The following is a 26,204-nucleotide window of genomic DNA, read 5'->3' as shown; positions in this document are numbered from 1 at the left end:
TCGTGGCTACAGCGAAGGGGAAACACCTGTTTCCATCCCGAACACAGCCGTTAAGCCCTTCAGCGCTGATGGTACTGGGACGTGAAGTCCTGGGAGAGTAGGTCGCTGCGACTCCTTACCTTCTAAACTATATCAAAAGCAAAAGCCTTTTTTATGTTCTCTGTGACAGAGAGTGTGAAAAAGGCTTTTTTCCATGGTCGATCGCCTGAATGGAAGACATGGATACGGGTATGTACGATTATGTGGATTCGGTGATATTCATCTGGAACTGGTTTCTCCTACGGTACCGGTGGCTGCAAAGCAAATGACGGGAGGATCTGCCTTGAACGAAATGGCACAGGCTTTTTTGCTGATTTTTTTGGCTGAAATGGGTGATAAAACGCAAATATTAGCGATGACCTTTGCAACGCGTTATCCCATGCGGAAGGTTCTGGCAGGTGTTTTTCTGGGTTCGCTGATTAATCACGGCATGGCTGTTTTCGTCGGCACTTTTTTGACAGTGGTACTGCCTGTTCAGTGGCTGGGAGCTATTGCCTCTGTCTCTTTTCTTTTTTTTGGATACTGGGCACTGTTGGCCAGTGATGATGAAACAGAAACTAGAATGCTTCATTTGGGGCCGGTGCTGACAGTGGCAACGGCGTTCTTTGTCGGTGAGTTGGGAGACAAGACACAACTTACAGCCATGGCACTGGCCACTCAGTCAGGTGCGCCGCTGGCAACGCTGGCAGGGACAACCATGGGGATGGTGGGTGTCAGTGCACTGGGTATCATGGCAGGGAAATTACTGGGAGATCGTGTGCCGGAGGTGGCGTTGAAGCTGATTGCGGCAAATGTGTTTTTTGTGTTTGGTGTCGTTGGCCTCTACAACACCCTGCCGAAGGAATGGATTCACCCTTACAGTATTGCTGTGTTCGCGGCATTGATAGTGATAACAGCCCTTCCGCTGATGAGACGTGCTGTGCGGGTGCACCGGCTGGACCAGACTGCACTGAAAGACGTGGCAGTTATTTTAAAACTTGACTTGGAACAAATAAGGCATTCGGTGGACCGGATATGCAATGATAAAGCTGCCTGTGCAAGCTGTGGTCAAGATGAATGCCCTGTATTTGAGTTGGAAACACTCATTGAAGAAGCTGTCTCCCGGGAAAACGCCATTTTAAAACAGATGCGGTCACCAAAAATTAAGGTGCTTCGGGAATTTAAACGCCAGCATCTGTACGATACTCTCAAGGTTGTGTACACCACCTGCCGCCACTGCCAACCTCATCATGAGACCTGCGTACTGAATCAGACCCGGCTGGTACTAGAAAAACTTCTGTTTGGTCATTCGCTGGTATTTCAGGGAGACTGGGATCAGTATCTGGAGCAGATCCACCAGGAAGATCATGACTACTACCACAGCCATTTGCAGCACTGGCACGAGACCATTAAAAAAGAAAACCGACGCTGTACCCATGAACTACCGCAACCCCGTGCAGATGCAAAGACCGAATGATCAGCAGGTACATCTTGATGAATACCTGTGGTATAATAACAAAGAATGCATGAATGGAATCGTGACAATAAATGTAATGACAGAGGCATGGGAGGCTGTTAATCGTGATGGGATTCAGGCGGGTAAGCGAACTTGATCAATGGAAACGGCGTTTTATTCTGGGGTTGTGTTTCACCATTACCCTTGGAATCACGGGATGTCAAATGGCGTTTCGTCAGCCGGTTGATGAAACAAGAGCGGTCATGGAAGCCTGGAATGATGAAGCACTGGCAGCCATTCCGATGAAGGGCAGCGACTATATGGTGCAACCTGGCAGCAGTTGGGAGCCCTTTAAAATTTACCGGGAAGTCAAGGGTATTTATATGACGGGCAATACCATTGGGCTTCAATGGCGTTTTGAAGAACTTCTCAATGAAACCAATCAGTCAGTGATTAATGCCTGGGTGGTGGATGTGAAGGATGATCACGGCACGATGACCTATGCATCTGACATCCCCATGGTGAATGATTTGGGGCAGGATGCCCGGGTGAAGGTAAGGGATTTTCAGGAAGCCATGGATATCATGCATTATCATGATATTTACCCCATCGCTCGCATCGTGACATTCAAAGACGTCATTGCTGCTGCGGGAAACCCCCACTGGGCCATTCAGACCCATGAAGGACAGGTGTGGCGGGACCGTAAGCAGGATGCATGGCTGAATCCATACAATCGGGAAGCATGGGACTATCTGGTGGATATTGCCAAGGAAGCGGCTACGCGGGGATTTTACGAGGTTCAATTTGATTATGTGCGGTTTCCCACTGATGGTCCCCGGGAGCAAATTGACTATGGTGAAGCCGGTGAACAGGAAACCATGGCAGAAGCCATTGCCGCTTTTCTGTCTTATGCCCGGGAAGAGCTGAAACCCTATGGGGTGTATGTGTCGGCAGATATTTTTGGTCTGGTGCCGGCGGTCACCGACGATATGCGACTGGGACAGCATTTGGAAACATTGACTGTTGCCACTGATATTCTCTGTCCCATGGCGTATCCTTCCCATTACGCATTGGGTACTTTCGGTGTGGCTGTTCCTGATCTTGAGCCTTATCCCATTCTATATGAAACCATGAAGCGAGCTGTTGAACGGATTGAAGCGATGGAAACAGACGAGCCCAAGGCAGTGTTGCGCCCATGGCTTCAGGATTTCACCGCCAGCTATTTGGGGAGAGGCTATTACCAGCGGTATGGTGTTGATCAGGTTCGTGAACAGATCAAAGGCACCTATGACAGTGGCGTCAATGAATGGCTCCTCTGGAATGCAGGCAATAACTACACCTGGGAAGCACTGCGAGAAGACGTTCCGCGGAATACTCCATAGAAGAAAAGCGCTGGTACTGAAAGATACCAGTGCTTTTTTTAGTGCTAAAAGTGTGTTTGAAAACGGAGAGTCATTCTGCGCTTGCCAGGAAGAAATCGGAATCATGACAGGGACAAATTCCCCGATATTTGGTGAATGGTAAAATGATTGGCAGAATCTGTTTAAACCGAACAATATATGGTATAATCTAACCTGCAGCACAAAGTTAAAACACAACATATAGTTATTGCTTCGGCAAAAAAAGGAAAAGACGGGCATCCTGATCACCCACTCTTTTCAGCTCTAAATCACAAGAGGAGGCGCAAAATGAATATTCGAAAGCGTGATGGGCGATTGATGGCATTTGATATGGGAAAAATCAGCAATGCCATTGAAAAAGCCATGACAGAAACGAAAGGTGGCGTTGATCAACATCTCAGTCACACCATCGCACGCCAGGTGGAAGAAGCAGTGAAAGGCCAGCAGCAGCCGGTTCATGTGGAAAATATACAGGACTTGGTGGAACTGTATTTAATGGACAGTGAGCGAAAAGATGTTGCCAAAAACTACATCATCTACCGGAATGAACGTAATAAAAGCCGGGCGATGCGCCAGGAATCAGACTATCGTGTCATCGGAGACGGATTTGTCAGCAAGTACAAGCATTTGCCCAATCCCATGGCACAGCTGGGCAGCTTTGTCTATTACCGCACTTATTCACGGTGGCTGCCGGAGGAAAACCGGCGAGAATACTGGTGGGAAACCGTTCGGCGGGCAGTGGAATACAACTGCAGCCTGGTGCAAACCACCCGGGAAGAAGCTGAGAAGCTGTATGACAATATCTTTCATCTGAAGCAGTTTCTTTCAGGCCGTACCTTCTGGGTAGGATACACCCCGGTGGCCGAGCATTACCCCATGGCGAACTATAATTGCGCCTTTATTATTGTGGATGCCATTGGAACATTAAAAGAACTGTTTTACCTCCTGATGCTGGGCAGTGGTGTGGGCGCGCGCATTCTGCGGTCTGATGTGGAACAACTGCCTCACATGCGCACCGATTACGAGCTGATTCATAAGGACTATAACCCGGTGCCGCCCTCACTTCGGGAGGACAACACCAGCATGCAGTTCATGCACAACAATACGGTGAAAATAACTGTGGGAGACAGCAAAGAAGGCTGGACTCAGGCGCTGGACCATTTTTTTCAACTATTAACCAACAGTGAATACAAAAAAATCAAAACAGTGATTGTTGACTATGATCATGTGCGCCCCAAAGGTGAAAAACTGAAAAACTTTGGTGGAACCGCCAGCGGTCATACAAGTCTGAAAAACATGTTTGCCAAGATTGATGTGGTGATTCGAAAACGGGGCTGGATGGAAGGAAAAAAGAGGGTAAAAATGCAACCGGTGGATATGCTGGACATCATCAATATCATTGGTGAAAATGTGGTGGTGGGCGGCGTGCGACGCACTGCAGAAATGGTGCTCATTGACCCTGAAGACGCCGACAGCATCCGGGCAAAATCCGAGTTGTACAAAAAGATTGATGGTCAGTGGATTGTGGATCAGGATCTGATTCACCGGCAAATGAGCAATAACTCGATTTACTATGATGCCAAACCGGATCGCGAAACACTTCACTGGCTTTTGGAACAGATGCGCTATTCAGGAGAGCCGGGATTTGTGAATGCGGAAGCTGCACAAAAACGCCGGCCCAACATGAATGGGGTGAACCCCTGCGGAGAAATTCTGCTGGACACACGAGGCGTCTGCAACCTGACCACTATCAATGTATTCGCCTTTGTCAGGGAAGATGGATCTCTTGATCATGAAGGGTTGATGGAAGCCCAGCGCCTCTCAGCACGGGCGGCTTATCGAATGACTTGCGTTGAGCTGGAACTTCCCGGTTGGGATGCAGTGCAGCGCCGTGATAAGCTGGTGGGTTGCAGTCTGACGGGCTGGCAGGATCTGGTGAACGCCCTGAAACTGACAATGGAACAGCAAGTGGAACTGTTGCAATCATTGCGCCAAGCCGCTCGGGAATCAGCAGACCATTATGCCGATGAAATCGGAGAAAACCGGCCACTGCTGGTGACCACTGTTAAGCCTGAGGGAACACTCTCCCAGTTGCCGACAGTATCCTCAGGTGTGCACTACTCCCACTCCCCTTACTATGTCAGGCGGATTCGCGTCAGTGCTCAGGACCCGCTGGTGAAGGTGTGCGAAGATCTTGAGTATCCCGTCTATCCGGAAGTGGGGCAGGACCCGGAAAATTGCACCACCAAAGTGGTGGAGTTCCCGGTGAAGGCTCCGGCAGGTAAAACCAAATCCGATGTCAGTGCCATTGAACAGCTGGAAAACTACCGCATGTTCATGGATCACTATGTGGATCACAACGCCTCCATCACGGTGCATGTGCGGGACGATGAGTGGGAAGCCGTTGAAGAATGGATGTGGAAACATTGGGACAGTGTTGTAGCGGTGAGTTTCCTGTCCTTCGGTGAAAGCTTTTACCAGCTGATGCCCTACGAAAGTATCACCGAAGAAGAGTACCTGAAACGCAGGGATGCCATGAAGCCGTTTATTGCTTCCCTGATCAACCGATATGAAAACCCAAACTTCCGTTTTGATCCCACAGACAGCAGCTGCGAAAATGGCGTGTGTCCCATCCGATAGACAATGATTAACCGTTTGAGCAGGTGTATTGCCGACGTGATCGGCATGGAGCGCCTGCTTGACGTTTTTTGGCCTGAAGCCGCTTAAAAGCAAGACGATTTACCGCCAACAGTCGAAGAAACCAAACGTGCACACCAGCGAATAAGGCAGAATAGTGGTTTAAAAAGAAATATCAAAATAAATTAAAATTTCCTGTCAACAAAAGAAGGATTTTGGCAATTCATCGCGAATACTTCCATATGATTAAAATTCAGCAACTAAACAGGGAGGAACAAGGATGAAAGTGTACGAAGCCGAAAAAATCAGAAACATAGCGCTGCTGGGTCATGGTGGCAGCGGTAAGACAACCTTCTGTGAGGCAGCGCTGTATGCTGCAGGCGTTTCCAACCGGATGGGAAAAGTGGAAGACGGAAACACTTTTTCCGATTTTGATAAAGAGGAAATCAGCCGTAAGACATCCATTAATACCACTGTGATACCTGTTGAATGGAACGGATTTAAAGTAAACCTGATTGACACTCCCGGATATTTTGACTTTGTAGGTGAGGTGCAGGCGTCCATCAAGGCGGCAGGCGGTATGGTGATTTTCATCGATGCCACCGGCGGCATTGAAGTCGGAACTGAAAAAGCCTGGAAAATTGCAACGGATAAAAAGATTCCCACGTTTATTGCCATTAATAAAATGGATCGGGAAAACGTTGACTATGATCAGATTATTGCGGATTTACGGGAACGCTTCGGGAAAAAGGTGGCGCCTTTCCAGATTCCATTGGGATCGGAAGAAACCTTCGTTGGAAATGTGAACGTGGCGCGTATGACAGCCCGTGAGTATACGGGAAAAGACTGCGTTGAAAAACCGATTCCCGATGCATTGCAGGAACAGGCCCAGGAAATGCGGGAACTCTTAATGGAATCAGTGGCTGAAAGTGACGAGGAACTGCTGGAAAAATACTTCGGGGGTGAAGCCTTCACAGAAGAAGAAATTCAGGTGGGCCTTCGAAAAGGTGTCATCGGCGGAGAAATTGTTCCGGTGATATGTGCTTCTTTTGTCAAAAATGTGGGAACCCACACCCTGTTGGACATGCTGTGCGACTACTCACCGTCACCGGCAGATATGCCACCGAAAAAAGGTGTTAATCCAAAAGATGACCAGGAAGTGGAAAGAAGCCTGGCGCCTACAGAACCTTTCTCGGCCCAGGTATTTAAAACAGTAGTGGATCCATTTATCGGTAAAATTTCCATTTTGAAAGTCATCTCAGGCAAGCTCACGGCTGACATGGAAGTGCTGAACAGCAACAAAGGTGAAAAAGAACGTATTGGATCGCTTTTCTTCCTGCGGGGTAAAAATCAGCTTGAGACAAAAGAAGTCAAAGCAGGAGACGTTGCAGCGGTGGCAAAACTGCAACACACACATACAGGTGACACCCTGTGCAGTGTGAGTGATCCCATTCTCTTCAGCGGCATTGAACTGACGGAACCGCAGCTTTACCTTGCTGTTGAGCCCAAGGCGCGGGGTGATGAAGAGAAGATTGGCAACGGACTGCAGCGCCTTTCAGAGGAAGATCCTTCCTTCAGCTTTGAAAGAAATGCAGAAACCAAGCAAACGCTTATCCGCGGACAAGGCGAGCTGCACATAAAAGTCATCACCAGCAAGCTGAAGAATAAATTTGGCGTTGAAGTGGAGCTTAGTGATCCGGTGGTTCCGTACAGGGAAACCATCAGAGGAAAAGCCGATGTACAGGGGAAACACAAAAAACAATCCGGGGGCCGCGGCCAATACGGAGATGTGAAGATGCGTTTTGAGCCTTCTGATGAAGAATTTGTTTTCGAAGAAGTCATTTTTGGAGGCTCAGTGCCCAAGGCCTATATTCCCGCTGTTGAGAAAGGCATTCGCGAAGCCATGGTGACTGGCGTGCTGGCGGGATACCCAGTGGTGAATTTCAAGGCACAACTCTACGATGGTTCCTACCATGATGTCGACTCATCAGAAATGGCTTTCAAAATTGCTGCATCCCTGGCCTTTAAAAAAGGACTGGAAGAAGCAAAGCCTGTATTGCTTGAGCCCATTGTGAAGGTGGAAGTGCGGGTGCCGGAAGAGTACATGGGAGATGTGATGGGCGATATGAATAAGCGACGGGGGCGTATTCTCGGAATGGAACCCCAGGAAGATGGATCACAAAAAGTGACAGCAGAGGCGCCTCAGTCTGAAATGTTCAAGTATGCCATTGACCTTCGTTCCATGACCCAAGCCCGGGGCGACTTCACCATGGAATTTGTTCGATATGAAGAAGTGCCGGCAAATATCAGCGATAAGGTTGTTGAAGCTGCCAGAGCGGCGAAGGAAGAACAGCACTCCTAACCATTGGATAGGAATGGTCTGAAAAAACACCAGACGAAATTTGAAATAAGCCTCCGAAATCCTTGATTTCGTGAGGCTTATTTGCTATTATTAAAGTCAAAGATAGTCAACCAATCGCATGCAAAGAAGGTGAGTTCATGGCAACAATCAGTGATGTGATCGAAAGCTTTCTCAAGGAGTTGATACGCCAGAGTCAAGGACAGGCGGTGGAAATTCAGCGCAATGAAATTGCCAAACACTTTGATTGTGCGCCCTCCCAGATAAACTATGTACTGACGACGCGTTTTAGTGTGCAACATGGGTATACCATTGAGAGCCAGCGAGGCGGCGGTGGGTATATTAAAATCATGAGGCTGAGACCGGAACGGAATCCTTCTGTCCACCAGATTCTCATGGAAGAAATTCGGGACAATGTCACCAAAACCCAAGCGGTGCGATTAATCAGAGCATTGCAGGAACAGAACCTGATTAACGATCGGGAAGCCCGGTTGATGAGGGCGGCAACCAGTGATGTGGTGTTGGCGTCCCCGCTGAACAATCGGGATTATATGCGTTCCCGGATATTGAAAGCCATGCTTTCAGCCTTGATCCACTGATGAAAGGAGGCGTTGGCGGTGTTGTGTGAACACTGTCATCAACGACAGGCTCATGTACATGTCAGTCAAACCGTTAATGGTCAAACCCGTGAGAGTCATTTGTGCGAGACGTGTGCCCTTGACTTAAAGGAACAGGGATCCTCCTTTTCCTTTAGTGTGCAGGACTTTTTAAAGGGCTTTTATGAAGAAGCAATGGATCAGGAAATGAGTTTGGACAACGCGGCCGCTAAAAAATGCAGTGGATGTGGACAAACCTATGCTGACTATAAACGCACAGGTGTCTTTGGATGTCCGACTTGCTATCAAAGTTTTCGGCTGGTGATCATGCCCCTTGTGAAGCGCATTCAGGGGCACTTACATCATACCGGTAAAATTCCAACAAAAATAGAACGAGTTTACCGTTTTGAAAAAAAGAAACAACAGCTGCAAAGTGCCCTGAAAGAGGCCGTAAAAAGAGAATCGTTTGAAAAGGCAGCCGAACTGCGGGACCAAATTGGCCTGTTGGATCAAAAAATCCTCCGCATAAAGGAGGGGGCCTCATGAGTCATTCCCTTTCACCTGCGGGCCCTCATCAGGATATTGTCATCAGCAGCCGGGTACGCATTGCCCGCAATCTGGAATCTTTTCCCTTTCCCCATCTCATGACGCCTGACCAGTCTCTGGAGCTGGTTCAGCAAGTACAACAGGCTGTGTCAGCTATCGATCCCCATGACCATCATCCTTTTCGGTGGATTGCTTTGCGTGACATTAACCCGGTTGATCGGCAGACCTATGTGGAAGATCATCTCATCAGCCCTGCGCTGGCAGACAATCCGGAAAACGGCGGTTTTTTCATTGACAGCCAGCAGCGCCGCAGCATGATGGTCAATGAAGAGGATCATTTGAGAATACAGTGTATGTTAAAGGGACTGCAGCTGGAAGAAGCCTGGAAGGAAGCTGATCAGTTGGATGATCGACTGGGACGGCTGTTGCCCTTTGCCTTCGATGAGACGTTTGGATACCTGACAGCTTGCCCCACCAATGTGGGTACGGGAGTGCGAATCTCAGTGATGCTCCACCTGCCGGCCTTAACCCTGTTGGGTTTTATCAATGGTTTGATTCATGCCGCCGGACAGCTGGGTTTTGCGGTGAGAGGTGTTTTTGGAGAAGGCTCTGAGTACATGGGGAATCTCTATCAGATTTCAAACCAGATCACCCTGGGATTGCAAGAACCTGAAATTATAAGCAACCTGGAAGATATTGTCTTGCAGGTCATCCAAAAAGAACGGATGGCGCGCAAAAATCTCCTGTCTCGTCAACGAATTGACCTGGAGGATAAAGTACATCGTTCACTGGGAATTTTAACCCATGCCCGGCGACTTTCCCGTAAAGAAGCCATGCAGTACCTGTCAGATCTTAAGCTGGGGGTATCACTGGGGATGATCAGCACATGCACCCTGGACGATCTTCACCAGCTGATTGAAATCATACAGCCGGCGAATCTGCAGAAACACTGTGGGGAGCTGCTGCGCGAAGTTGAGCGGGACTGCCGCAGGGCTGAGCTGGTTCGCAAGATATTAACCGAAGGAGGCGTCTCAGATGTCCATGAATGAACGATTTACCGAAAGAGCTCAGAAAGTCATCTTGCTTTCCCAGGAGTTTGCCCAACAACTTGGCCATCATTACGTTGGGACGGAACACCTGCTGCTGGGACTCCTTCAGGAAGATGAGGGAGTGGCGGCAGAAGCACTGAAAAACCTGGAAGTCAGCATGAACACCCTGAAAGACCGGGTGATGCGTGTGGTGGGAACCGGACAGCAAAAAGGCCAACTGTTGGGTTTTACACCCCGTACGAAACGCATTTTTGAGTTGAGTTTTGCTGAAGCCCGACAACTGGGGCATAATTATATTGGAACGGAACACCTGCTGCTTGGTTTGATTCGCGAAGGAGAAGGCGTTGCCAGCAAAATTTTGATGGAAATGGGTTTGAAACCAGATCAGGTACGGGAAGAAGTGTTTAAACTTTTACAGGCAGGACAAGCCTCAGGTGAAGGGGCCCCCCGACAGAAAACAGGAAGTGAAAACAGTGGAACACCTGTGCTGGATCAATACAGCCGCAACCTGAATCAGCTGGTCAAAGACGGTAAAGTTGATCCCGTCATTGGAAGAAGCGAGGAGATTCAGCGTGTCATTCAGATTCTAAGTCGCCGAACAAAAAATAATCCATGCATCATTGGTGAAACTGGCGTGGGCAAAACGGCCATTGCCGAAGGGCTGGCACAAAAAATTGTGGCAGGGGATGTACCGCAGAATCTGAAAGATAAACTGATTATCACACTGGACCTTGCAGGCATGGTGGCTGGTGCTAAATACCGGGGAGAATTTGAAGAACGGCTGAAAAAAGTGATGGAAGAACTGCGGAATTCTGGTCACATCATCCTTTTTATCGACGAAATACACACCATCATTGGAGCTGGTGCGGCTGAAGGCGCCATTGATGCTTCCAACATTCTGAAACCGGCGCTGGCCCGGGGTGAAATCCAGGCGATCGGAGCCACAACGGTGGATGAATACAAAAAACACATTGAAAAGGATGCAGCTTTGGAAAGACGCTTCATGCCCATTCGCATTGAAGAACCTTCGGTGGAAGATGCCCTGCTGATTCTGGAAGGGCTTCGGGACAAATACGAAGCCCATCATCGCGTGAAGATTACTGATGAGGCGCTGAAGGGGGCTGTAGAGTTATCCCACCGGTATATCTCTGACCGATTTTTGCCGGACAAAGCCATAGATCTTGTTGATGAAGCCGCTTCCAAAATTCGTTTGCAGAACATCACCACGCCGCCAGATCTGAAAGATCTGGAAGAAAAACTGCAACGCATTCAAAAGGAGAAGGAAGAGGCCATCAGCCTTCAGGAATTTGAGCGGGCAGCAACTTTGCGGGATCAGGAAAAAACGGTGCGGGAAACCATTGAAAAGCACAAACATCAGTGGTACAAGCTGAAAGAAGCTCAGAAGCCCATTGTGGGCGAAGAAGAAATTGCTGATATTGTGGCCAGCTGGACAGGGATTCCAGTCAAAAAACTGCAACAGGAAGAATCAGATCGGCTCCTGAACATGGAAAACATTCTGCATCAGCGTGTTGTTGGCCAGCAGGAAGCCATTGAATCTGTGTCGAAGGCCATTCGTCGGGCGCGGGTGGGCCTGAAAGATCCCAAGCGCCCTGTGGGTTCCTTTATCTTTCTTGGACCGACAGGTGTGGGGAAAACAGAGCTATCACGAGCTCTGGCCGAAGCCATTTTTGGTGATGAGCAGGCAATGATCCGGGTAGATATGTCTGAATACATGGAAAAGCATACTGTTTCCAAACTCATTGGGTCACCTCCGGGCTACGTGGGGTACGATGAAGGTGGCCAGCTGACGGAAAAAGTGCGGCGCAAGCCTTATTCAGTGATCCTTTTTGATGAAATCGAAAAAGCGCACCCGGAAGTCTTCAACGCACTGCTGCAAATTCTGGATGACGGTCGCCTCACCGACAGCAAGGGGCGAATGGTCAACTTCAAAAACACCATCATTATCATGACATCCAATGTGGGCGCCCATAACATCCGCAAGCAGAAGAGTCTGGGATTCGCGGCCAATGCTGATCAGGAGAAGCAGCATCATTATGACAAGATGAAAGACAACATCATGGAAGATCTTAAAAAGACCTTTCGACCTGAGTTTTTAAATCGAATCGACGACATGATCGTGTTCCATTCACTGGAAGAGGAAGATATTGCCGGTATAGTTGAACTTCTGGTGGCAGAGCTTGGGCGACGCCTGGGAGCCATGGACATTCATCTTGAACTGACTCAGGAAGCTAAAAAACTCATCGGCAGGCAGGGATTTGATCCTCAGTACGGCGCCCGTCCGCTGAAAAGAACCATTCAGAAACTGCTGGAGGACCGTCTGACAGAAGAAATTCTAAAAGGTACTGTTCAACCAGGAGGAAAGGTTCAAGTGGAGGCGGATGGAGAAACCTTGCATTTTGTAACCCAGTTGCCTTCGAGTTGACATGAGTTGAAAATCAAAGCGAAAAACGAGGGATCTCATGAAAAAAACCAAAAAAGTGTTTCTGTGCCGCGAATGCGGCTTTGAAAGCCCCAAGTGGCTGGGGCAATGCCCGGCATGCCTTCAATGGACAACCATGGAAGAATTCCAGGAAGCTTCATCAGGCAAAAATAGGGCCAAGGCGGCGGCAGGAGAACGTCGCCGGCCCAAACCCATAGGCAATATTCCAACAGGTCAGGAAAAGCGTTTTATAACGGGTATTGCTGAGTTTGACCGGGTGCTGGGAGGAGGCATGGTGCAGGGGTCACTGGTGTTGATATCCGGCGAACCTGGAGTTGGTAAATCCACCCTCATTCTTCAGGCTGGGAGTGGAATCGCCCGGCGGTCGGGATTGGTGCTTTATGTGACGGGCGAAGAATCGGAGGAGCAGATTCATTTTAGAGCAGCTCGCACTGGTGCCATTGCCGATGAACTTTACGTGGTTTCAGAAACAGATGTAGTGCATATTTTAGATGAGATAGAACGGATAAAACCGGTATTTGTAATTGTGGACAGCGTTCAGACATTGTTTCACCCGGAACTGACCTCGGCTCCGGGCACCGTTTCCCAGATCAAAGAATGTGTCAATGGACTGATGCGAAAGGCAAAGGAAGGCAATATCGCCATGATGCTGGTGGCCCATGTGACCAAACAGGGTGATTTGGCAGGCCCCCGGGTGATCGAGCATATTGTGGACACGGTACTTCATTTTGAAGGAGAACGCACCCAGGAATACCGGATTCTCCGCTCGGTGAAAAATCGGTTTGGAACCACCAGTGAAATTGGTGTGTTTGAAATGCGCCAGGAGGGATTGGTGGAAGTGGGAAACCCTTCAGCTCTGTTTCTGGAGTCCCTCAGTCAGGAAGAAGAAGGCGCCATGGTGGCAGCGATTGTGGAAGGAACCAGGCCGCTGCTGGTGGAGCTTCAGGCCCTGGTGACACCCTGCAATGCCGGGTTTGCCAGACGCACCACCATCGGTGCAGATGCCAACCGCCTGGGGCTCATGGTGGCAGTTCTTGAGAAAAAAATCGGGATCCCCCTCATGCAGCAGGATGTATACCTCAATGTTATTGGCGGATTACGCCTGGAAGGTACGGCTGCTGACCTGGCCATGGCGCTGGCCATGTACTCCAGTTTCAGAGGGAAGCCCTTGCCTGTAAAAAATACGGTGGCCATTGGTGAGATCAGCCTGACAGGAGAGGTGCGGCCAGTGGGGCAAATAGAAAAAATGATAAGAGAAGCTCAGAAACTGGGCTTTACCCGCTGCCTTATTCCTCAGCGGAACCTGGTGAAACTGCCGAAGGTGAAGGGGATGGAGCTGGTGGGGGTCTCCACCCTGAAAGAGGCGATTCAACAGGTTTTTCAGCTGAAGCCAGCACATTGATGATTCGGATGTCACCAATGCCATGAAAACATGATTGACATTGGAGAGGCCCTATGATAATATTTTGCATTTGTGCTTTGTTGACAGGTTCTGACGACTGCGCTATACTGAAAGAGTAGAGAACAGGATTGGCAGAGTCTGGGGGGTAGGGCATGTTTAAAATTGGCGATAGAATTGCCTATCCGGTGCACGGGGCCGGAGTGATTGAAGCCATTGAAGAACGAAATATTCTTGGGGAAAACCGGCGGTATTATGTGATGCGTATGCCGCTGAACGACATGAAAGTGATGATTCCCATGGAGAATGTGGATGAAATCGGCGTCAGACCAATCATCAGTTTTGAGGACCTCAGCCACGTTTTTGCTGTGCTTTCAGCAGACGTGACAAAAATGCCCCAGAACTGGAACCGGCGTTATCGGGCGAATATGGATCGCATCAAAAGCGGGGATATCTTTGAAGTTGCTGAAGTGGTTCGCAATCTGGTGTTAAGGGACCGTGAAAAATCCCTCTCCACCGGCGAACGAAAGATTCTCAATAATGCCCGGCAAATACTCATCAGTGAAATCATTTTAGCGGGAAATCTTCCGGAGACCGAAGCTACCAGCATGATTGAAAATGTGATTAAATAATGCCCCTTAGTGGGAACGAGGAAACATCGGCGAAAAAACTTCCCGTAGAGATGCATTTTCTGTTATACTCAGGATATGTGCCTGCGGGTATTTTCTTCGTTGCGTGTTTCTTTTTTTGGGTACGAATGAGATGAAGACGCTTTCCAATGAAATTTGGACCACACAGGTGCAACAAAAGACGCTTTCGTCACGTCATGACTGAAAGGAGGTGAAGGTAACATGAATAAAATTTTAAAATGGGTGGTTACCATCCTTGGAAGTCTGACGGGCATCACGGTCTATATTTTCATTGCACGTCATGAACAGGTGATGGTGATCGACAGCGTGGGGTTGTTTTTATTCGGACTCATAACAGCTGCTATGGTAAGCGGCGGCCTTTTTTTTGTACTATCCCCCTGGTTAATCAATCTTGGGCGAAATCTAGCCAACTGGATCATCAACGAACTCTCGGGCGTTCCGGTGGAGAAACTGGTCACCGGGTCGGCCGGGCTTATTGTTGGTCTGATCATTGCCTATCTCATCAGCGGACTGTTGAACAATATTCCCATTCCCTTTATCAGCGTCATCATTTCAGTAGTGGTTTACCTGTTTTTGGGATACCTGGGAATTAGTCTGGCAACAAAAGCTGGTGAATATGTCAGTCTGGGAAATGTTCTGAAAAAAAATGTGCTCCGAGCAGATGACAACGCCAAAAAGCCGGCAAGTGTTCGGGAGGGTATTCCAAAGATACTGGATACCAGCGTCATCATTGACGGGCGTATTGCCGATATTTGCCGTACCGGGTTTGTGGAAGGGCCATTAATCATTCCTGAATTTGTGCTGGAAGAACTGCGCCATATTGCCGATTCTTCGGCGGCCCTCAAAAGGAACCGGGGTAGAAGGGGCCTGGATGTGCTGGCCATTATTCAAAAGGAGCTGCCCATTCAGGTGAAAATCGTGGATCATGACTTTCCAGATGTTCATGAAGTAGACATCAAGCTGCTGAAGCTGGCACAGGCCATGGCAGGAACTGTCGTAACCAATGACTATAACCTGAACAAGGTGGCATCTTTGCAAGGGGTGGATGTGCTCAATATTAACGAACTGGCAAATGCTGTGAAACCAGTGGTGCTTCCTGGTGAAGAAATGCAGATTGAAGTGATCAAAGACGGGAAAGAAGCCGGTCAAGGGCTGGCCTATCTGGATGACGGCACCATGATTGTGGTGGAAAACGGCCGTCGCTATATTGGTGAAACCATTGATGTGCTGGTTACCAGCGTGTTACAGACAGCTGCAGGACGCATGATTTTTGCTAAGCCCAAAAATGGACATTGAGCTGTTGAGGCAGGCTGATTATTGAAAAAATCAATGAGCTGAAACTATCATAGAAACAGGAATGAGTGCCATGTCTCATCAATTGCAAGACCAGCCATGGCTGGCAATGATTGTTGCAGCAGCCGGCACCGGCAGCCGCATGAAAATGGGCCAACACAAACAGTTTGCCACCCTTGGGGGAATGGCGCTGCTTGGCGTGACACTGAAACAGCTGCAACAGGATCCGAATGTGAAAGAAATCATTTTGGTCTCGCATCCCAGTGAGTTGGCAAGAGTCCAGCAGGAAATGCTGGTATCCGGTCACATGACCAAGGTGACACAGCTGATTGCGGGTGGTGCCAGCCGTCGTGAATCAGTGGAAGCCGGGTTGGCGGCAGTGAACTGCCGAGCCACCCACATTGGCATTCATGACGGGGCAAGACCTTTGGTAACAAGCGCTCTGATTCAACGGGTCTTTCAGGCTGCCCAGAAAGCAGATGGCGCAGTTCCCGGACTGCCGGTGACGGATACCCTGAAACGGGTCGATGATGAAGGGAAAATCACAGATACGGTTTCGCGGGAGCAGCTCTGGAGCGTACAGACGCCTCAAATATTTACGGCAACCGGCATTCAGCAAGCATATGAGAGGCTTCCCCGGGAAATTGCCCCAACAGATGATGCAGCAGTGATGGAAGCGGCCGGGTTTTCTGTTCAGGTAGTGACCGGATGCAATGATAATATCAAGATCACCGTTCAGGAAGATCTGCGCAGGGCAGAGGCAATTATGGAATCCAGGAGGCGGCACCATGAGAATTGGTAACGGATTTGACGTTCATGCACTGGTCGCCGGCCGAAAACTCATCATTGGGGGTGTTGAAATTCCCCACGAAACAGGGCTGGCGGGTCACTCCGATGCAGATGTGCTCACCCATGCGGTGATGGATGCATTGTTGGGAGCGGCAGGCCTGGGAGATATCGGCAGGCACTTTCCTGATGATGATCCCGCCTATTTCAACATTGACAGTCTTCTCCTGCTGAAACAGGTGATGAACCAGTTGAAACAACACGGTTTGATGGTGGAATATATTGATGCCGTCATCATGGCCCAGCGGCCTAAACTGGCCCCTTACGTAGATGCCATGCAGCAACGTCTTGCCGAAACCATGGGAATTTCTGAAAGCCGGCTGAATCTGAAAGCCACCACTACTGAAAAACTGGGTTTCGTAGGAAGAGAAGAGGGGATTGCCGCCCAGGCGGTGACGCTGTTAAAAGAAACGGTGACTGCAAAAGCCGTTCAAGAATGAGTATATCAGGACCAATAAAAGAGAATCAGTGAAACAGGATCTGTGGGAATAACCGCAGACATCATCACTGAGCCTGAAAGTTGATGCAGTCCAAAATGACAGTTGAAGCATGAATGGAAGACAAAAATAGTCATGACAGACAGAAACACTATATATGACAGACAGAAACACTATACATGACAGACAGAAACACTATAGAAGAGGGGTTAGTGGAATGGCAAAAAACCAAAAGCAGTTTGTGGAGGAGATCACACCCATGGAGGTGGATTTTGCCCAATGGTATACAGATGTCATTAAAAAAACTGATATGGTGGATTACTCGCCAGTGAAGGGCTTTATGGTGATTAAACACTATGGGTACGCTATTTGGGAGAACATACAGGCGTATATGGACCGGCGTTTCAAGGAAACCGGCCACAAAAACATGTATTTCCCCCTGTTGATTCCGGAAAGCCTGCTTCAAAAAGAAGCTGAGCATGTGGAAGGCTTTGCTCCAGAAGTTGCCTGGGTGACTCATGGGGGTGATGAAGAGCTGGCGGAGCGTCTTTGTGTTCGCCCCACTTCAGAAACCATTATCTGCTCCATGTACGCCAAATGGCTGAGTTCCTACCGGGATTTGCCCTTCCTCTACAACCAGTGGTGCAATGTCGTTCGCTGGGAGAAGAGCACCCGTCCGTTTCTGCGCACATCTGAATTTCTCTGGCAGGAAGGCCACACCCTGCACGAAACCTATGATGAAGCGCAGGAAGAAACCCTTAAAATGCTGAATGTTTACCGGGAAACGGCAGAAAATCTGCTGGCAATGCCAGTGGTGATTGGCCGTAAAACCGATCGGGAAAAATTTGCCGGTGCCTACGCCACATACACCATGGAGGCCTTGATGCATGACGGCAAAGCTCTCCAGGCAGGCACATCTCACAACCTGGGCCAACATTTTACCAAAGCCTTTGAAATTGAATACCAGGACCGTGAAGGGAAGCAACAGCATCCCTACCATACATCCTGGGGTGTGTCCACTCGTCTCATCGGGGGGATCATCATGGTTCACGGTGATAACCGCGGGCTTTCGCTGCCGCCAGGCATTGCTCCCATTCAGGCTGTGATTGTTCCCATTGCCGCTCATAAGGGGGGCGTCAATGAAGCTGCTGCCAAAATCTTTGAAGAACTGAAACCGACGTTCCGTATGGAGCTGGATGACAGAGAGCAATATTCTCCAGGCTGGAAATTCAACGAATGGGAAATGAAAGGTGTTCCCCTGCGCATTGAAATTGGCCCCCGGGACTTGGAGCAAGAGCAGGTGGTGCTTTTCCGCAGAGATACCCTTGAAAAAGAAACCTGCTCATTGGATCAGGTGAAACAGCGGGTGGGTGAACTGCTGGAAACCATACAGAAAAACCTGCTGGAAAAAGCCAGAGAAATGCGGGATCAGAAAACGCATGTGGTACATGATGAAGAGACCTTCAAACGGATTATGAAAGAAACCCCAGGTTTTGTAAAAGCTATGTGGTGTGGCGACGAAGACTGTGAAGAGCGGGTCAAGACAGAGACCGGCGCCACCATTCGCTGCATCCCTTTTGAACAGGAAAAACTGGGAGACACCTGCCCCTTCTGCGGAAAGCCTGCAGAGCAAATGGTCTACTATGCAAAAGCCTATTGATTTCAGTGGGTGCTGATCAAAATAGACAGAACGGCCCCGGGAAAAACAACCGGTGGCAATTGGTAACATCCTGTTTTTGAAAACAGCAGCCAGCCTGTGACAATGGCATCGAGCAAGAAGGAAAGGAGGCGTTTTAATGAGCGTTCGCGTGCGATTTGCACCCAGTCCGACCGGTTTTCTGCATGTGGGAGGACTCAGAACAGCACTGTATAATTACCTGTTTGCCAAAGCCCATGGAGGCACTTATCTGTTAAGGATTGAAGATACCGATCAGGAGCGTTTTGTGGAAGGGGCCGTTGAAAACCTGTTGCGATCCCTTGAATGGGCAGGCGTTCAACACACGGAGGGCGTCATGCTGACAGAAGAAGGCCATGTGACGGAAAGTGGCGATAAAGGTCCCTATGTTCAGTCGAAGCGCCTGGATATTTACAGCCGCCATATTCAATCGCTACTGGATTCAGGTCATGCCTATCCCTGTTTCTGCACAAAAGAGCGACTGGATGCCCTGCGTGAGAAAGAGCGTCAGGAAAAAGGCGGTTCCCGTTACGACGGACACTGTCGTTCGCTTGACCCTGAAGAGTCTGCAGCCCGTATGGCCGCCGGTGAGCCCCATGTCATTCGCCTGAAGCTGCCGGCACACACAGATATCCAGTTCCATGACCTGGTACGGGGCACCGTTACCATGAATACCGATGACCTGGACGATCAGGTGCTTATCAAATCTGATGGGTATCCCACTTATCACTTTGCAGTGGTGGTGGATGACCATCTCATGGCCATCTCCCATGTGATTCGGGGAGAGGAATGGCTGGCATCCACTCCCAAGCATGTTTACTTATACCAGGCAATGGGATGGGAAGCACCCACCTATGTGCACCTGCCCAACATCCTGAACATCGACCGGAAAAAACTCAGCAAGCGCCAGGGAGATGTGGCAGCAGAAGATTTTCGTCGAAAGGGGTATCTGCCGGAGGCGCTGGTGAACTTTCTGGCCCTGGTTGGATGGAGTCCTGAAGACAACGAAGAACTCTTCACACTGGCCGATCTGGAGCAAAAGTTTTCCCTGGACCGGGTTTCCAAAAGCGGTGGGGTTTTTGATCTGAAAAAACTCAACTGGATGAGCGCCCATTACATGCGGGAGGCGGATCTGGAAGTGCTCACAGACCTGGCAATTCCCTTCCTTCAAGAAGCGGGATTTATCACACCTGATGAAGCCGAAGCCAATAGACAATGGGTGACCAGTCTGGTGGCAATATTACGGGAAAACCTTCATCATATGTCGGAGCTCCCTGAAAAAGCAGCGGTTTTTTTCCAGGAAAACCTGGAAGTGGAGTCGGGAGAAGCCGAAGAATGGTGGGCGTCAGAGGCGCTTCAGACTTTGCGGCCAGTACTGGCAGAGCAGCTTGCTGCCCTGGAGTCCATGGATGAAGCAGTCATCAAGCCGGTGTTTAAAGCCATTCAAAAAGAAACGGGACTAAAAGGTCCACAGTTTTTCAAACCCCTGCGTGTGGCCCTCACCGGACGGGTACACGGACCAGATCTGATGCTGGTGATGAAAGTGCTTGGAAAAGAACGGATTTTGAAACGACTTGAACAGCACCTGTAAGCCATCACGTGATGAATGAGTTCAACTGCCGGTGGAAATCACCGGTGCGAAAAGTCGGATTAAGTAGCCTCACCACCCAACAGAGAAAGATGTCACGGCTGAAAACATCTTAATGGTGACGCCAAATGCACCCGGCCCCTCGGTGGGTTTCTTTCGCCGGATCAGCCTCCGTTATCAGCTTTAATGAGAGGGCAGGCCCTGACAGGGTCCGTCAATCAGAGTGGAACCGCGACAGGCAAGTCGTCTCTGAACAGGCTGTTCAGTGGCGGCTTGCTTTTTTAAAACAATTTTTCATACAAATCATGTGACCATCATGAAAGGAGAAATGACCATGGCCATCATGCTTTACAATACGCTCACCAGGCAAAAAGAACCCTTTACTCCCATTGAACCCGGTAAAATCCGCATGTATGCCTGCGGGCCAACTGTCTACAACTATTTTCACATTGGTAATGCCCGTACCTTTATCACCTTCGATGCTTTGCGGCAGTATTTCGAGTACCGGGGATATGAAGTCACTTTTGTGCAAAACTTTACAGACGTGGATGACAAAATCATCCAGCAGGCACTGAAAGAAAATCTGACTTCAGTGGAGGTGAGTGAAAAGTACATTGAGGCTTATTTTGCTGATGCAGACAGTCTGGGAATCCGCCGGGCCGATGTTCATCCCAGGGTCACAGAAACCATTCCTGAAATCATCGCCTTCGTGGAAGCGCTGATTCAAAAGGGAGTTGCCTATGAGCAGCAGGGAGACGTCTATTTTGATGTCACTGCGTACCCCGCCTATGGAACCCTCTCCAAACAAAGTCTTGATGAACTTAAGGCGGGAGCCCGGATTGAAGTGAATGAGCAGAAAAAAAACCCCCTGGACTTCGCTCTCTGGAAAGCCGCCAAGCCTGGTGAACCTTTCTGGGAAAGCCCCTGGGGACCAGGGCGGCCAGGCTGGCACATCGAGTGCTCCGCCATGGCTCGCAAGTATCTGGGAGAAACCATTGACATTCATGGCGGCGGCGGGGATCTCACCTTCCCCCATCATGAGAATGAGGTGGCTCAAAGTGAAGCCCTCACCGGTAAACCCTTTTCCAATTATTGGGTACATGTGGGATATCTCAACGTGGATAACCGCAAAATGTCCAAATCGCTCAATAATTTTTTCACTGCCAGGGAAATAGCTGTTGAGTATGACTTGGAAGTGGTGCGTTTCTTCATTTTGTCGGCCCACTATCGCAATCCCATTAACTTCAGCAGAGAAGCCATGACTGCTGCCAGAAGCGGGCTGGAGAGACTCTATACTGCCCTTGAAAACTGGCGGTACTATCATGAGCACGCCCCTGAAACCGAAGGAACGGAAGATCGGGACCAGATCACCGCGTTGGAAAGCTATCGAGAACGATTTATGGCAGCAATGGATGACGATTTCAATACAGCGGACGGACTTGGCATTATTTTTGAACTGGTGAAAACCGGGAATGCACTGCTGATAGAAAAACCAGGCAAAAAAGTACTGCAGCGGGCACTGGAACTGCTTCAGGAGCTGGCAGGTGTGTTGGGACTGCTTCGAAAGGGAGGTACCTCTGAAGGCTCGCTGGAAGATGCTGTGGAAAAGCTCATAAACGAACGTCAGCAAGCACGGCAGAACCGGGACTTTGCCCGGGCTGATGCCATACGGGATCAGCTAAAAGAACAGGGTATCGTACTGGAAGACACCCCTGAAGGAATCAAGTGGAAACGGGTTGTCAATGACCGGTAAATCCCCTATAATCCAGAGTAGAATCCTTGGAAGGAAAAGGGGGTCACAACAGTAAAAATGGATGTTCAGGAAATGCTGAAACAATTGAAAGAAAGCGGTGAAACGGAAAGTCATCAGGTGGAAACCATGGCACCTCTCACCCTGGCCTATATGGGAGATGCCCTTTTTGAAATGTATATGCGTGACTACTTAATTCGAAAACCCCATACCACCATTCATCGGTTGCATCGACGCACGGTGACATATGTCAATGCAGTAGCTCAGGCAGAAATGGTACGGCAGCTCCAGCCCTTCTTGACAGACCTGGAAAAGAATGCGGTGAGGCGGGGCCGAAACCAAAAGTCAGGAACAGTACCCAAAAACACAGACCCGGCAACTTATCGGGTGGCCACTGGCTTTGAAGCGCTCTTGGGGTGGCTTTACTATCGCAACGAGCTTCCGCGGTTAATGGCTGTCATGACAAAAGCCGTCGAACTGCTGGAAAAAACCAGAGAGGAGGCGGGATCCTCTCATGAAGCGATATGATCGGCGCATGGCCATTATTATTTTGGTGTTGTTCCTCCTTCTGAGCATAAAGTCGGTTCTTCTTGATCCGGTCACGCCGTCAACCAAGGCCCTTGAACAGTATGCCGGATTTGCCAGGTTGGCGGCACCGCTCCAAGTCGGCATGCCGCCTTTACTGGAAAAACTGCACACCTTCCGCACCATCAGTGTGGAGCAAGTGTCGGAAGAGGGTGACACCCTGATCCTGTATCCGGTACCCGGGGAAAACAAGTTGGCAGAAGCCCGGCTTTCCGGCACATATGAAGCCCGCGTTCGGGGGTATCTGCTTTTTGTGCTGCCAGTGAAACAAATCCTGATTGAAGGAGGACTAGAAAACCATGAAAACGACACCCAGAGTTGACCTGATTGCTCATACCCCAGAGCCTGAAAAGGTGGTGGCTGCTGCTGCCCGCCTGTGCTATTCTTCCCATGGAGTGACCACTCTTCTGGACGAAATGAGTGATGCAGAAATCAAACGGCTGGTGGGCGTTCTCAGTGACATGGGGCACCAGTCTCCTTTTGAACATGTCAGTTTTACCTTTGCCATTGAAGGTGTCTCCCGCAGCCTGACACATCAGCTGGTAAGGCACCGCATTGCCAGCTTTTCCCAGAAAAGCCAGCGCTACGTGCGGGAGGGTGGTTTTGACTATATTATACCCCGGGCCGTCGAAGAAGATGACGCCCTCAGGAAATGTTATCTGAAAGCCATGGCAGATCAGCAGACAGCATATGATCAGCTGGCTGATGGTTTGAAAGAGAAGCATCTGAAAAAGCTGATAAATGAAGGATTTTCAGAAAAAAAAGCAGCAGGCATCGCTGAAAAAGCAGCCATTGAAGATGCTCGTTATGTGCTACCCAACGCCTGCGAAACTAAAATAGTCGTGACCATGAATGCCCGCAGTCTGCTTCATTTCTTTAATGTGCGCTGTTGCAACCGAGCCCAGTGGGAAATAAGGGAAATGGCAACAGAGATGTTGCGGCAAGTCAAGCAAAAGGCTCCCAATCTGTTTCGGGTCGCCGGACCGGATTGTGTCAGTGGTCCCTGTGGTGAAGGTGCCATGAGCTGTGGAAAAAGCCGTGAAGTGGCAGAGCAGTTTCGTAATTTGTAGCGAAAGGAATGAAAAAACATGTCAGATCAGCTGGAAGGCAGAAATGCTGTGCGGGAAGCACTGAGAGCCGGCAGGGAAATACTGGAAATTTTTCTTCTGACTTCTGGAAAAGACCGTGTCTTACAGGAGATTCGTGACCAGGCAAAGAAAAAGCGTGTCCCGGTCAAACTAATGGAAAGACAGGAGTTGGATCGCATCTCCCGCAGTGATAATCATCAGGGGGTGATTGCGGTGGTGCCAGCGTTTCAATACACTTCTATGGAAGTGATGATTCGAAAAAGCCAAGCCGAACAAACACCGCTGATTCTTATTTTGGACGGGGTGGAAGATCCCCACAACTTAGGTTCCATTCTCCGCAGTGCAGAAGTTTTTGGAGCTCATGGCGTCGTTATTCCCAAACGCAGGGCAGCCGGCGTCACACCGGTTGTATCCAAGGTCGCCAGCGGTGCGTTGGAACATATACCGGTAGCGCAGGTTTCCAACCTGACAGATACATTGAAGCAACTTAAAAAAGAAGGATTCTGGATTGCCGGCGGCGAAGGCAGCAGTAGTGTCAATGCCATGGATCAGGATCTGACAGGTCCTTTGGGATTGGTCATTGGCAGTGAGGGCAAAGGAATTTCCCGCCTGGTGAGAGAACACTGCGATTACCTGGTGAGAATTCCCATGGCAGGCAGTACCGGTTCCCTGAATGCCTCTGTGGCGGCAGGCGTGCTGCTGTATGAAATATCCCGGCAACGGCTTCGGCAAATGATGAGTTCGGAGGCAGCCAGGTGAAAGAAATACTGATTCTGGATGGCTATAATGTGATGAACGCACTCCCTGAGCTGCAGGCAATGGTAAAGCATGACTTTCAGGGCGCCCGGGACCGTCTCATTGATCTGATGGCTGAATACCGCACTTTTCGCGGAATTGATGTGCGTATCGTTTTTGACGCCCATTTGGCCCCTCGTGCCCGGGAACACCGTGAAATCATACAGGGTGTTGAAGTGATCTTTACCAAAGAAAAAATGACAGCAGACAGTTATATCGAAAAATCCATCCAGGAACTTGCCAAAAAAAGACGGGTCATCGTGGTCACCAATGACTGGACAGAACAACTGATGGTGTTGGGCAGTGGTGCGGTGCGGGTAAGTGTGCGCGAACTGGAGCTGGACCTGACAGCTGCCCGTGGACGTATCAGGGAAACGGCCCGTCAGCTTAGGCACGAGAAAGATTTTCTTTCCAATCGAATCGATGAAGAAACACTTCAGAAGTTGGAGATTTTACGTAATAAACCTGAAAAAAAGCCGTCGTCCAATCGGCGGGACCGCTCAGATCATCGTCGCCGCTGAGGTTGTTGAGGCATCGGTTGACGACAGGGGAAGGCATGGGATATAATAGCGGTAGTTTCAATGCAGCACCAAATCCAGCTTTGCCGGAGGTGATGTGGATGGGTGCAGGGACTGGCGATGCGCCATGCACGGCGAGTGTCAACCAACAACTGCCTTCAGACGAACAGGTAATTCAAGCTGCCAGACAGGGAGATTTGAAATCTCTTGAGATTCTCATGAATCGGTACAAGAATTTTGTGCGTTCCAAAGCGCGGTCCTATTATTTGATTGGTGCCGACAGGGAAGACATTATTCAGGAAGGGATGATTGGTCTGTTTAAGGCAGTCCGGGATTATCAGGACGAGAGGCCATGTTCTTTTAAAGCTTTTGCTGAGCTGTGCATTACCCGACAAATGATAACCGCCATAAAAACAGCCACCAGGCAGAAACATATTCCCCTGAATTCATACATATCCCTCAATAAGCCCATGTATGACGAAGAATCTGAACGGACGTTGCTGGATGTTTTATCAGGACACCGGTTGACCAATCCCGAAGAACTGATGATTTGCAGGGAAGAACTGGGAAGTATTGAGAATCGTATTGGTGATATTCTCAGTGATCTGGAGCTGAAAGTACTGACGTTGTATGTCAATGGCAGATCATACCAGGAAATTGCCTGTGAAATGAATCGGCATGTCAAATCCATTGATAATGCACTGCAACGCGTCAAGCGAAAACTCGAACGTTACCTGGAAACCAGAAAAGCCTGAGTTTATCGGGCGAGTTGAAAAAGGGAGGAACGAAAATGGGAAAAGCAAAATTTGAAAGAACAAAACCCCACGTAAACATTGGAACCATTGGTCACGTTGACCATGGCAAAACCACGCTGACAGCGGCCATCACCTCAGTACTGAACAAGCGATTTGGTACCGGATCAGCAGTGGCCTTTGACATGATCGACAAAGCGCCTGAAGAAAGAGAAAGAGGCATCACCATCTCAACAGCGCATGTTGAGTACGAAACTCCGAACCGCCACTACGCCCACGTTGACTGCCCCGGCCATGCCGATTATG

At 49.4% G+C, this 26,204-nt stretch carries 23 protein-coding genes and 1 rRNA gene; all 24 read left to right on the top strand.

Annotation, left to right across the window (positions count from 1 at the left end):
• Positions 1 to 114: ribosomal RNA gene (gene rrf / locus AAIG11_RS17180) — 5S ribosomal RNA — on the top strand; the annotation flags it as partial.
• Positions 115 to 193: 79 nt separating this feature from the next.
• On the top strand, positions 194 to 1,495 hold the full coding sequence (locus AAIG11_RS17175) for a TMEM165/GDT1 family protein (protein ID WP_343187450.1): 1,302 nt from the start codon (positions 194 to 196) through the stop codon (positions 1,493 to 1,495).
• A 107-nt stretch (positions 1,496 to 1,602) separates the two neighbouring features.
• Positions 1,603 to 2,856: a putative glycoside hydrolase gene (locus AAIG11_RS17170; protein WP_343187454.1), complete on the top strand. Its 1,254-nt coding sequence runs from the start codon at positions 1,603 to 1,605 to the stop codon at positions 2,854 to 2,856.
• 306 nt (positions 2,857 to 3,162) lie between these two features.
• Entirely contained in the window at positions 3,163 to 5,514 is a 2,352-nt protein-coding gene (nrdJ, locus tag AAIG11_RS17165) for a ribonucleoside-triphosphate reductase, adenosylcobalamin-dependent (RefSeq protein WP_343187449.1), read from the top strand.
• A gap of 277 nt (positions 5,515 to 5,791) precedes the next feature.
• A complete protein-coding gene (gene fusA, locus AAIG11_RS17160) occupies positions 5,792 to 7,873 on the top strand; it encodes an elongation factor G (protein WP_343187448.1) in 2,082 nt (693 codons plus the stop codon).
• Between the two features lie 137 nt (positions 7,874 to 8,010).
• Positions 8,011 to 8,469, top strand: a complete 459-nt coding sequence (locus AAIG11_RS17155; protein ID WP_343187447.1) for a CtsR family transcriptional regulator — start codon at positions 8,011 to 8,013, stop codon at positions 8,467 to 8,469.
• 18 nt (positions 8,470 to 8,487) lie between these two features.
• Positions 8,488 to 9,012 carry a UvrB/UvrC motif-containing protein gene (locus tag AAIG11_RS17150; RefSeq protein WP_343187446.1) on the top strand — a complete coding sequence of 175 codons (525 nt, stop codon included), beginning with the start codon at positions 8,488 to 8,490 and terminating at the stop codon, positions 9,010 to 9,012.
• On the top strand, positions 9,009 to 10,061 hold the full coding sequence (locus AAIG11_RS17145; RefSeq protein ID WP_343187445.1) for a protein arginine kinase: 1,053 nt from the start codon (positions 9,009 to 9,011) through the stop codon (positions 10,059 to 10,061). The genes AAIG11_RS17150 and AAIG11_RS17145 overlap by 4 nt, the downstream gene beginning before the upstream one ends.
• Entirely contained in the window at positions 10,054 to 12,504 is a 2,451-nt protein-coding gene (locus AAIG11_RS17140; protein ID WP_343187453.1) for an ATP-dependent Clp protease ATP-binding subunit, read from the top strand. The genes AAIG11_RS17145 and AAIG11_RS17140 overlap by 8 nt, the downstream gene beginning before the upstream one ends.
• A 37-nt stretch (positions 12,505 to 12,541) precedes the next feature.
• Complete coding sequence (gene radA, locus AAIG11_RS17135; RefSeq protein ID WP_343187444.1) at positions 12,542 to 13,924, top strand: DNA repair protein RadA; 1,383 nt, start codon at positions 12,542 to 12,544, stop codon at positions 13,922 to 13,924.
• Positions 13,925 to 14,076: 152 nt separating this feature from the next.
• Positions 14,077 to 14,553 (top strand): CarD family transcriptional regulator, encoded by a 477-nt coding sequence (locus tag AAIG11_RS17130; protein ID WP_283410701.1) that lies wholly within the window; start codon positions 14,077 to 14,079, stop codon positions 14,551 to 14,553.
• Between the two features lie 219 nt (positions 14,554 to 14,772).
• Entirely contained in the window at positions 14,773 to 15,867 is a 1,095-nt protein-coding gene (locus AAIG11_RS17125) for a PIN/TRAM domain-containing protein (protein ID WP_343187443.1), read from the top strand.
• Between the two features lie 70 nt (positions 15,868 to 15,937).
• Positions 15,938 to 16,666 (top strand): 2-C-methyl-D-erythritol 4-phosphate cytidylyltransferase, encoded by a 729-nt coding sequence (ispD, locus tag AAIG11_RS17120; protein ID WP_343187442.1) that lies wholly within the window; start codon positions 15,938 to 15,940, stop codon positions 16,664 to 16,666.
• On the top strand, positions 16,653 to 17,150 hold the full coding sequence (ispF, locus tag AAIG11_RS17115) for a 2-C-methyl-D-erythritol 2,4-cyclodiphosphate synthase (protein ID WP_343187441.1): 498 nt from the start codon (positions 16,653 to 16,655) through the stop codon (positions 17,148 to 17,150). Before ispD ends, ispF begins: the two co-directional genes overlap by 14 nt.
• A gap of 214 nt (positions 17,151 to 17,364) precedes the next feature.
• Positions 17,365 to 18,807, top strand: coding sequence for a proline--tRNA ligase (proS, locus tag AAIG11_RS17110; protein ID WP_343187440.1), 1,443 nt, complete (start codon positions 17,365 to 17,367; stop codon positions 18,805 to 18,807).
• Positions 18,808 to 18,943: 136 nt separating this feature from the next.
• Positions 18,944 to 20,413, top strand: a complete 1,470-nt coding sequence (gltX, locus tag AAIG11_RS17105; RefSeq protein ID WP_343187439.1) for a glutamate--tRNA ligase — start codon at positions 18,944 to 18,946, stop codon at positions 20,411 to 20,413.
• Positions 20,414 to 20,750: 337 nt separating this feature from the next.
• On the top strand, positions 20,751 to 22,163 hold the full coding sequence (cysS, locus tag AAIG11_RS17100) for a cysteine--tRNA ligase (protein ID WP_343187452.1): 1,413 nt from the start codon (positions 20,751 to 20,753) through the stop codon (positions 22,161 to 22,163).
• A gap of 57 nt (positions 22,164 to 22,220) precedes the next feature.
• Entirely contained in the window at positions 22,221 to 22,688 is a 468-nt protein-coding gene (locus AAIG11_RS17095) for a Mini-ribonuclease 3 (protein WP_343187438.1), read from the top strand.
• Positions 22,675 to 23,067: a hypothetical protein gene (locus AAIG11_RS17090; RefSeq protein ID WP_343187437.1), complete on the top strand. Its 393-nt coding sequence runs from the start codon at positions 22,675 to 22,677 to the stop codon at positions 23,065 to 23,067. Before AAIG11_RS17095 ends, AAIG11_RS17090 begins: the two co-directional genes overlap by 14 nt.
• Positions 23,045 to 23,815 carry an FAD-dependent thymidylate synthase gene (thyX, locus tag AAIG11_RS17085; protein WP_343187436.1) on the top strand — a complete coding sequence of 257 codons (771 nt, stop codon included), beginning with the start codon at positions 23,045 to 23,047 and terminating at the stop codon, positions 23,813 to 23,815. Before AAIG11_RS17090 ends, thyX begins: the two co-directional genes overlap by 23 nt.
• An 18-nt stretch (positions 23,816 to 23,833) precedes the next feature.
• Positions 23,834 to 24,592 carry a 23S rRNA (guanosine(2251)-2'-O)-methyltransferase RlmB gene (rlmB, locus tag AAIG11_RS17080; RefSeq protein WP_343187435.1) on the top strand — a complete coding sequence of 253 codons (759 nt, stop codon included), beginning with the start codon at positions 23,834 to 23,836 and terminating at the stop codon, positions 24,590 to 24,592.
• Positions 24,589 to 25,149 (top strand): NYN domain-containing protein, encoded by a 561-nt coding sequence (locus AAIG11_RS17075; protein WP_343187434.1) that lies wholly within the window; start codon positions 24,589 to 24,591, stop codon positions 25,147 to 25,149. The genes rlmB and AAIG11_RS17075 overlap by 4 nt, the downstream gene beginning before the upstream one ends.
• Positions 25,150 to 25,247: 98 nt before the next feature.
• Positions 25,248 to 25,901 (top strand): RNA polymerase sporulation sigma factor SigH, encoded by a 654-nt coding sequence (gene sigH / locus AAIG11_RS17070; protein ID WP_343187451.1) that lies wholly within the window; start codon positions 25,248 to 25,250, stop codon positions 25,899 to 25,901.
• 35 nt (positions 25,902 to 25,936) lie between these two features.
• The coding region (locus AAIG11_RS17065) for a GTP-binding protein (protein ID WP_343187433.1) at positions 25,937 to 26,204 on the top strand (268 nt) is incomplete at its 3' end.

The sequence above is a fragment of the Anoxynatronum sibiricum genome, assembly GCF_039414295.1.
In the GTDB taxonomy this organism is placed as follows: Bacteria; Bacillota; Clostridia; order Peptostreptococcales; family Tindalliaceae; genus Anoxynatronum; species Anoxynatronum sibiricum.
Note: the sequence above shows the minus strand (reverse complement) of the source record. Positions and strands in the feature narration are given on the sequence as shown.

Coding starts and splice junctions, on each gene's coding strand:
- AAIG11_RS17155 (WP_343187447.1), top strand. CDS start 8,011: ATGGCAACAATCAGTGATGTGATCGAAAGCTTTCTCAAGGAGTTGATA.
- AAIG11_RS17145 (WP_343187445.1), top strand. CDS start 9,009: ATGAGTCATTCCCTTTCACCTGCGGGCCCTCATCAGGATATTGTCATC.
- proS (WP_343187440.1), top strand. CDS start 17,365: ATGGCAAAAAACCAAAAGCAGTTTGTGGAGGAGATCACACCCATGGAG.
- AAIG11_RS17175 (WP_343187450.1), top strand. CDS start 194: ATGGTCGATCGCCTGAATGGAAGACATGGATACGGGTATGTACGATTA.
- fusA (WP_343187448.1), top strand. CDS start 5,792: ATGAAAGTGTACGAAGCCGAAAAAATCAGAAACATAGCGCTGCTGGGT.
- AAIG11_RS17130 (WP_283410701.1), top strand. CDS start 14,077: ATGTTTAAAATTGGCGATAGAATTGCCTATCCGGTGCACGGGGCCGGA.
- rlmB (WP_343187435.1), top strand. CDS start 23,834: ATGTCAGATCAGCTGGAAGGCAGAAATGCTGTGCGGGAAGCACTGAGA.
- AAIG11_RS17125 (WP_343187443.1), top strand. CDS start 14,773: ATGAATAAAATTTTAAAATGGGTGGTTACCATCCTTGGAAGTCTGACG.
- ispD (WP_343187442.1), top strand. CDS start 15,938: ATGTCTCATCAATTGCAAGACCAGCCATGGCTGGCAATGATTGTTGCA.
- sigH (WP_343187451.1), top strand. CDS start 25,248: ATGGGTGCAGGGACTGGCGATGCGCCATGCACGGCGAGTGTCAACCAA.
- gltX (WP_343187439.1), top strand. CDS start 18,944: ATGAGCGTTCGCGTGCGATTTGCACCCAGTCCGACCGGTTTTCTGCAT.
- radA (WP_343187444.1), top strand. CDS start 12,542: ATGAAAAAAACCAAAAAAGTGTTTCTGTGCCGCGAATGCGGCTTTGAA.
- AAIG11_RS17090 (WP_343187437.1), top strand. CDS start 22,675: ATGAAGCGATATGATCGGCGCATGGCCATTATTATTTTGGTGTTGTTC.
- ispF (WP_343187441.1), top strand. CDS start 16,653: ATGAGAATTGGTAACGGATTTGACGTTCATGCACTGGTCGCCGGCCGA.
- AAIG11_RS17095 (WP_343187438.1), top strand. CDS start 22,221: ATGGATGTTCAGGAAATGCTGAAACAATTGAAAGAAAGCGGTGAAACG.
- thyX (WP_343187436.1), top strand. CDS start 23,045: ATGAAAACGACACCCAGAGTTGACCTGATTGCTCATACCCCAGAGCCT.
- AAIG11_RS17140 (WP_343187453.1), top strand. CDS start 10,054: ATGAATGAACGATTTACCGAAAGAGCTCAGAAAGTCATCTTGCTTTCC.
- nrdJ (WP_343187449.1), top strand. CDS start 3,163: ATGAATATTCGAAAGCGTGATGGGCGATTGATGGCATTTGATATGGGA.
- AAIG11_RS17170 (WP_343187454.1), top strand. CDS start 1,603: ATGGGATTCAGGCGGGTAAGCGAACTTGATCAATGGAAACGGCGTTTT.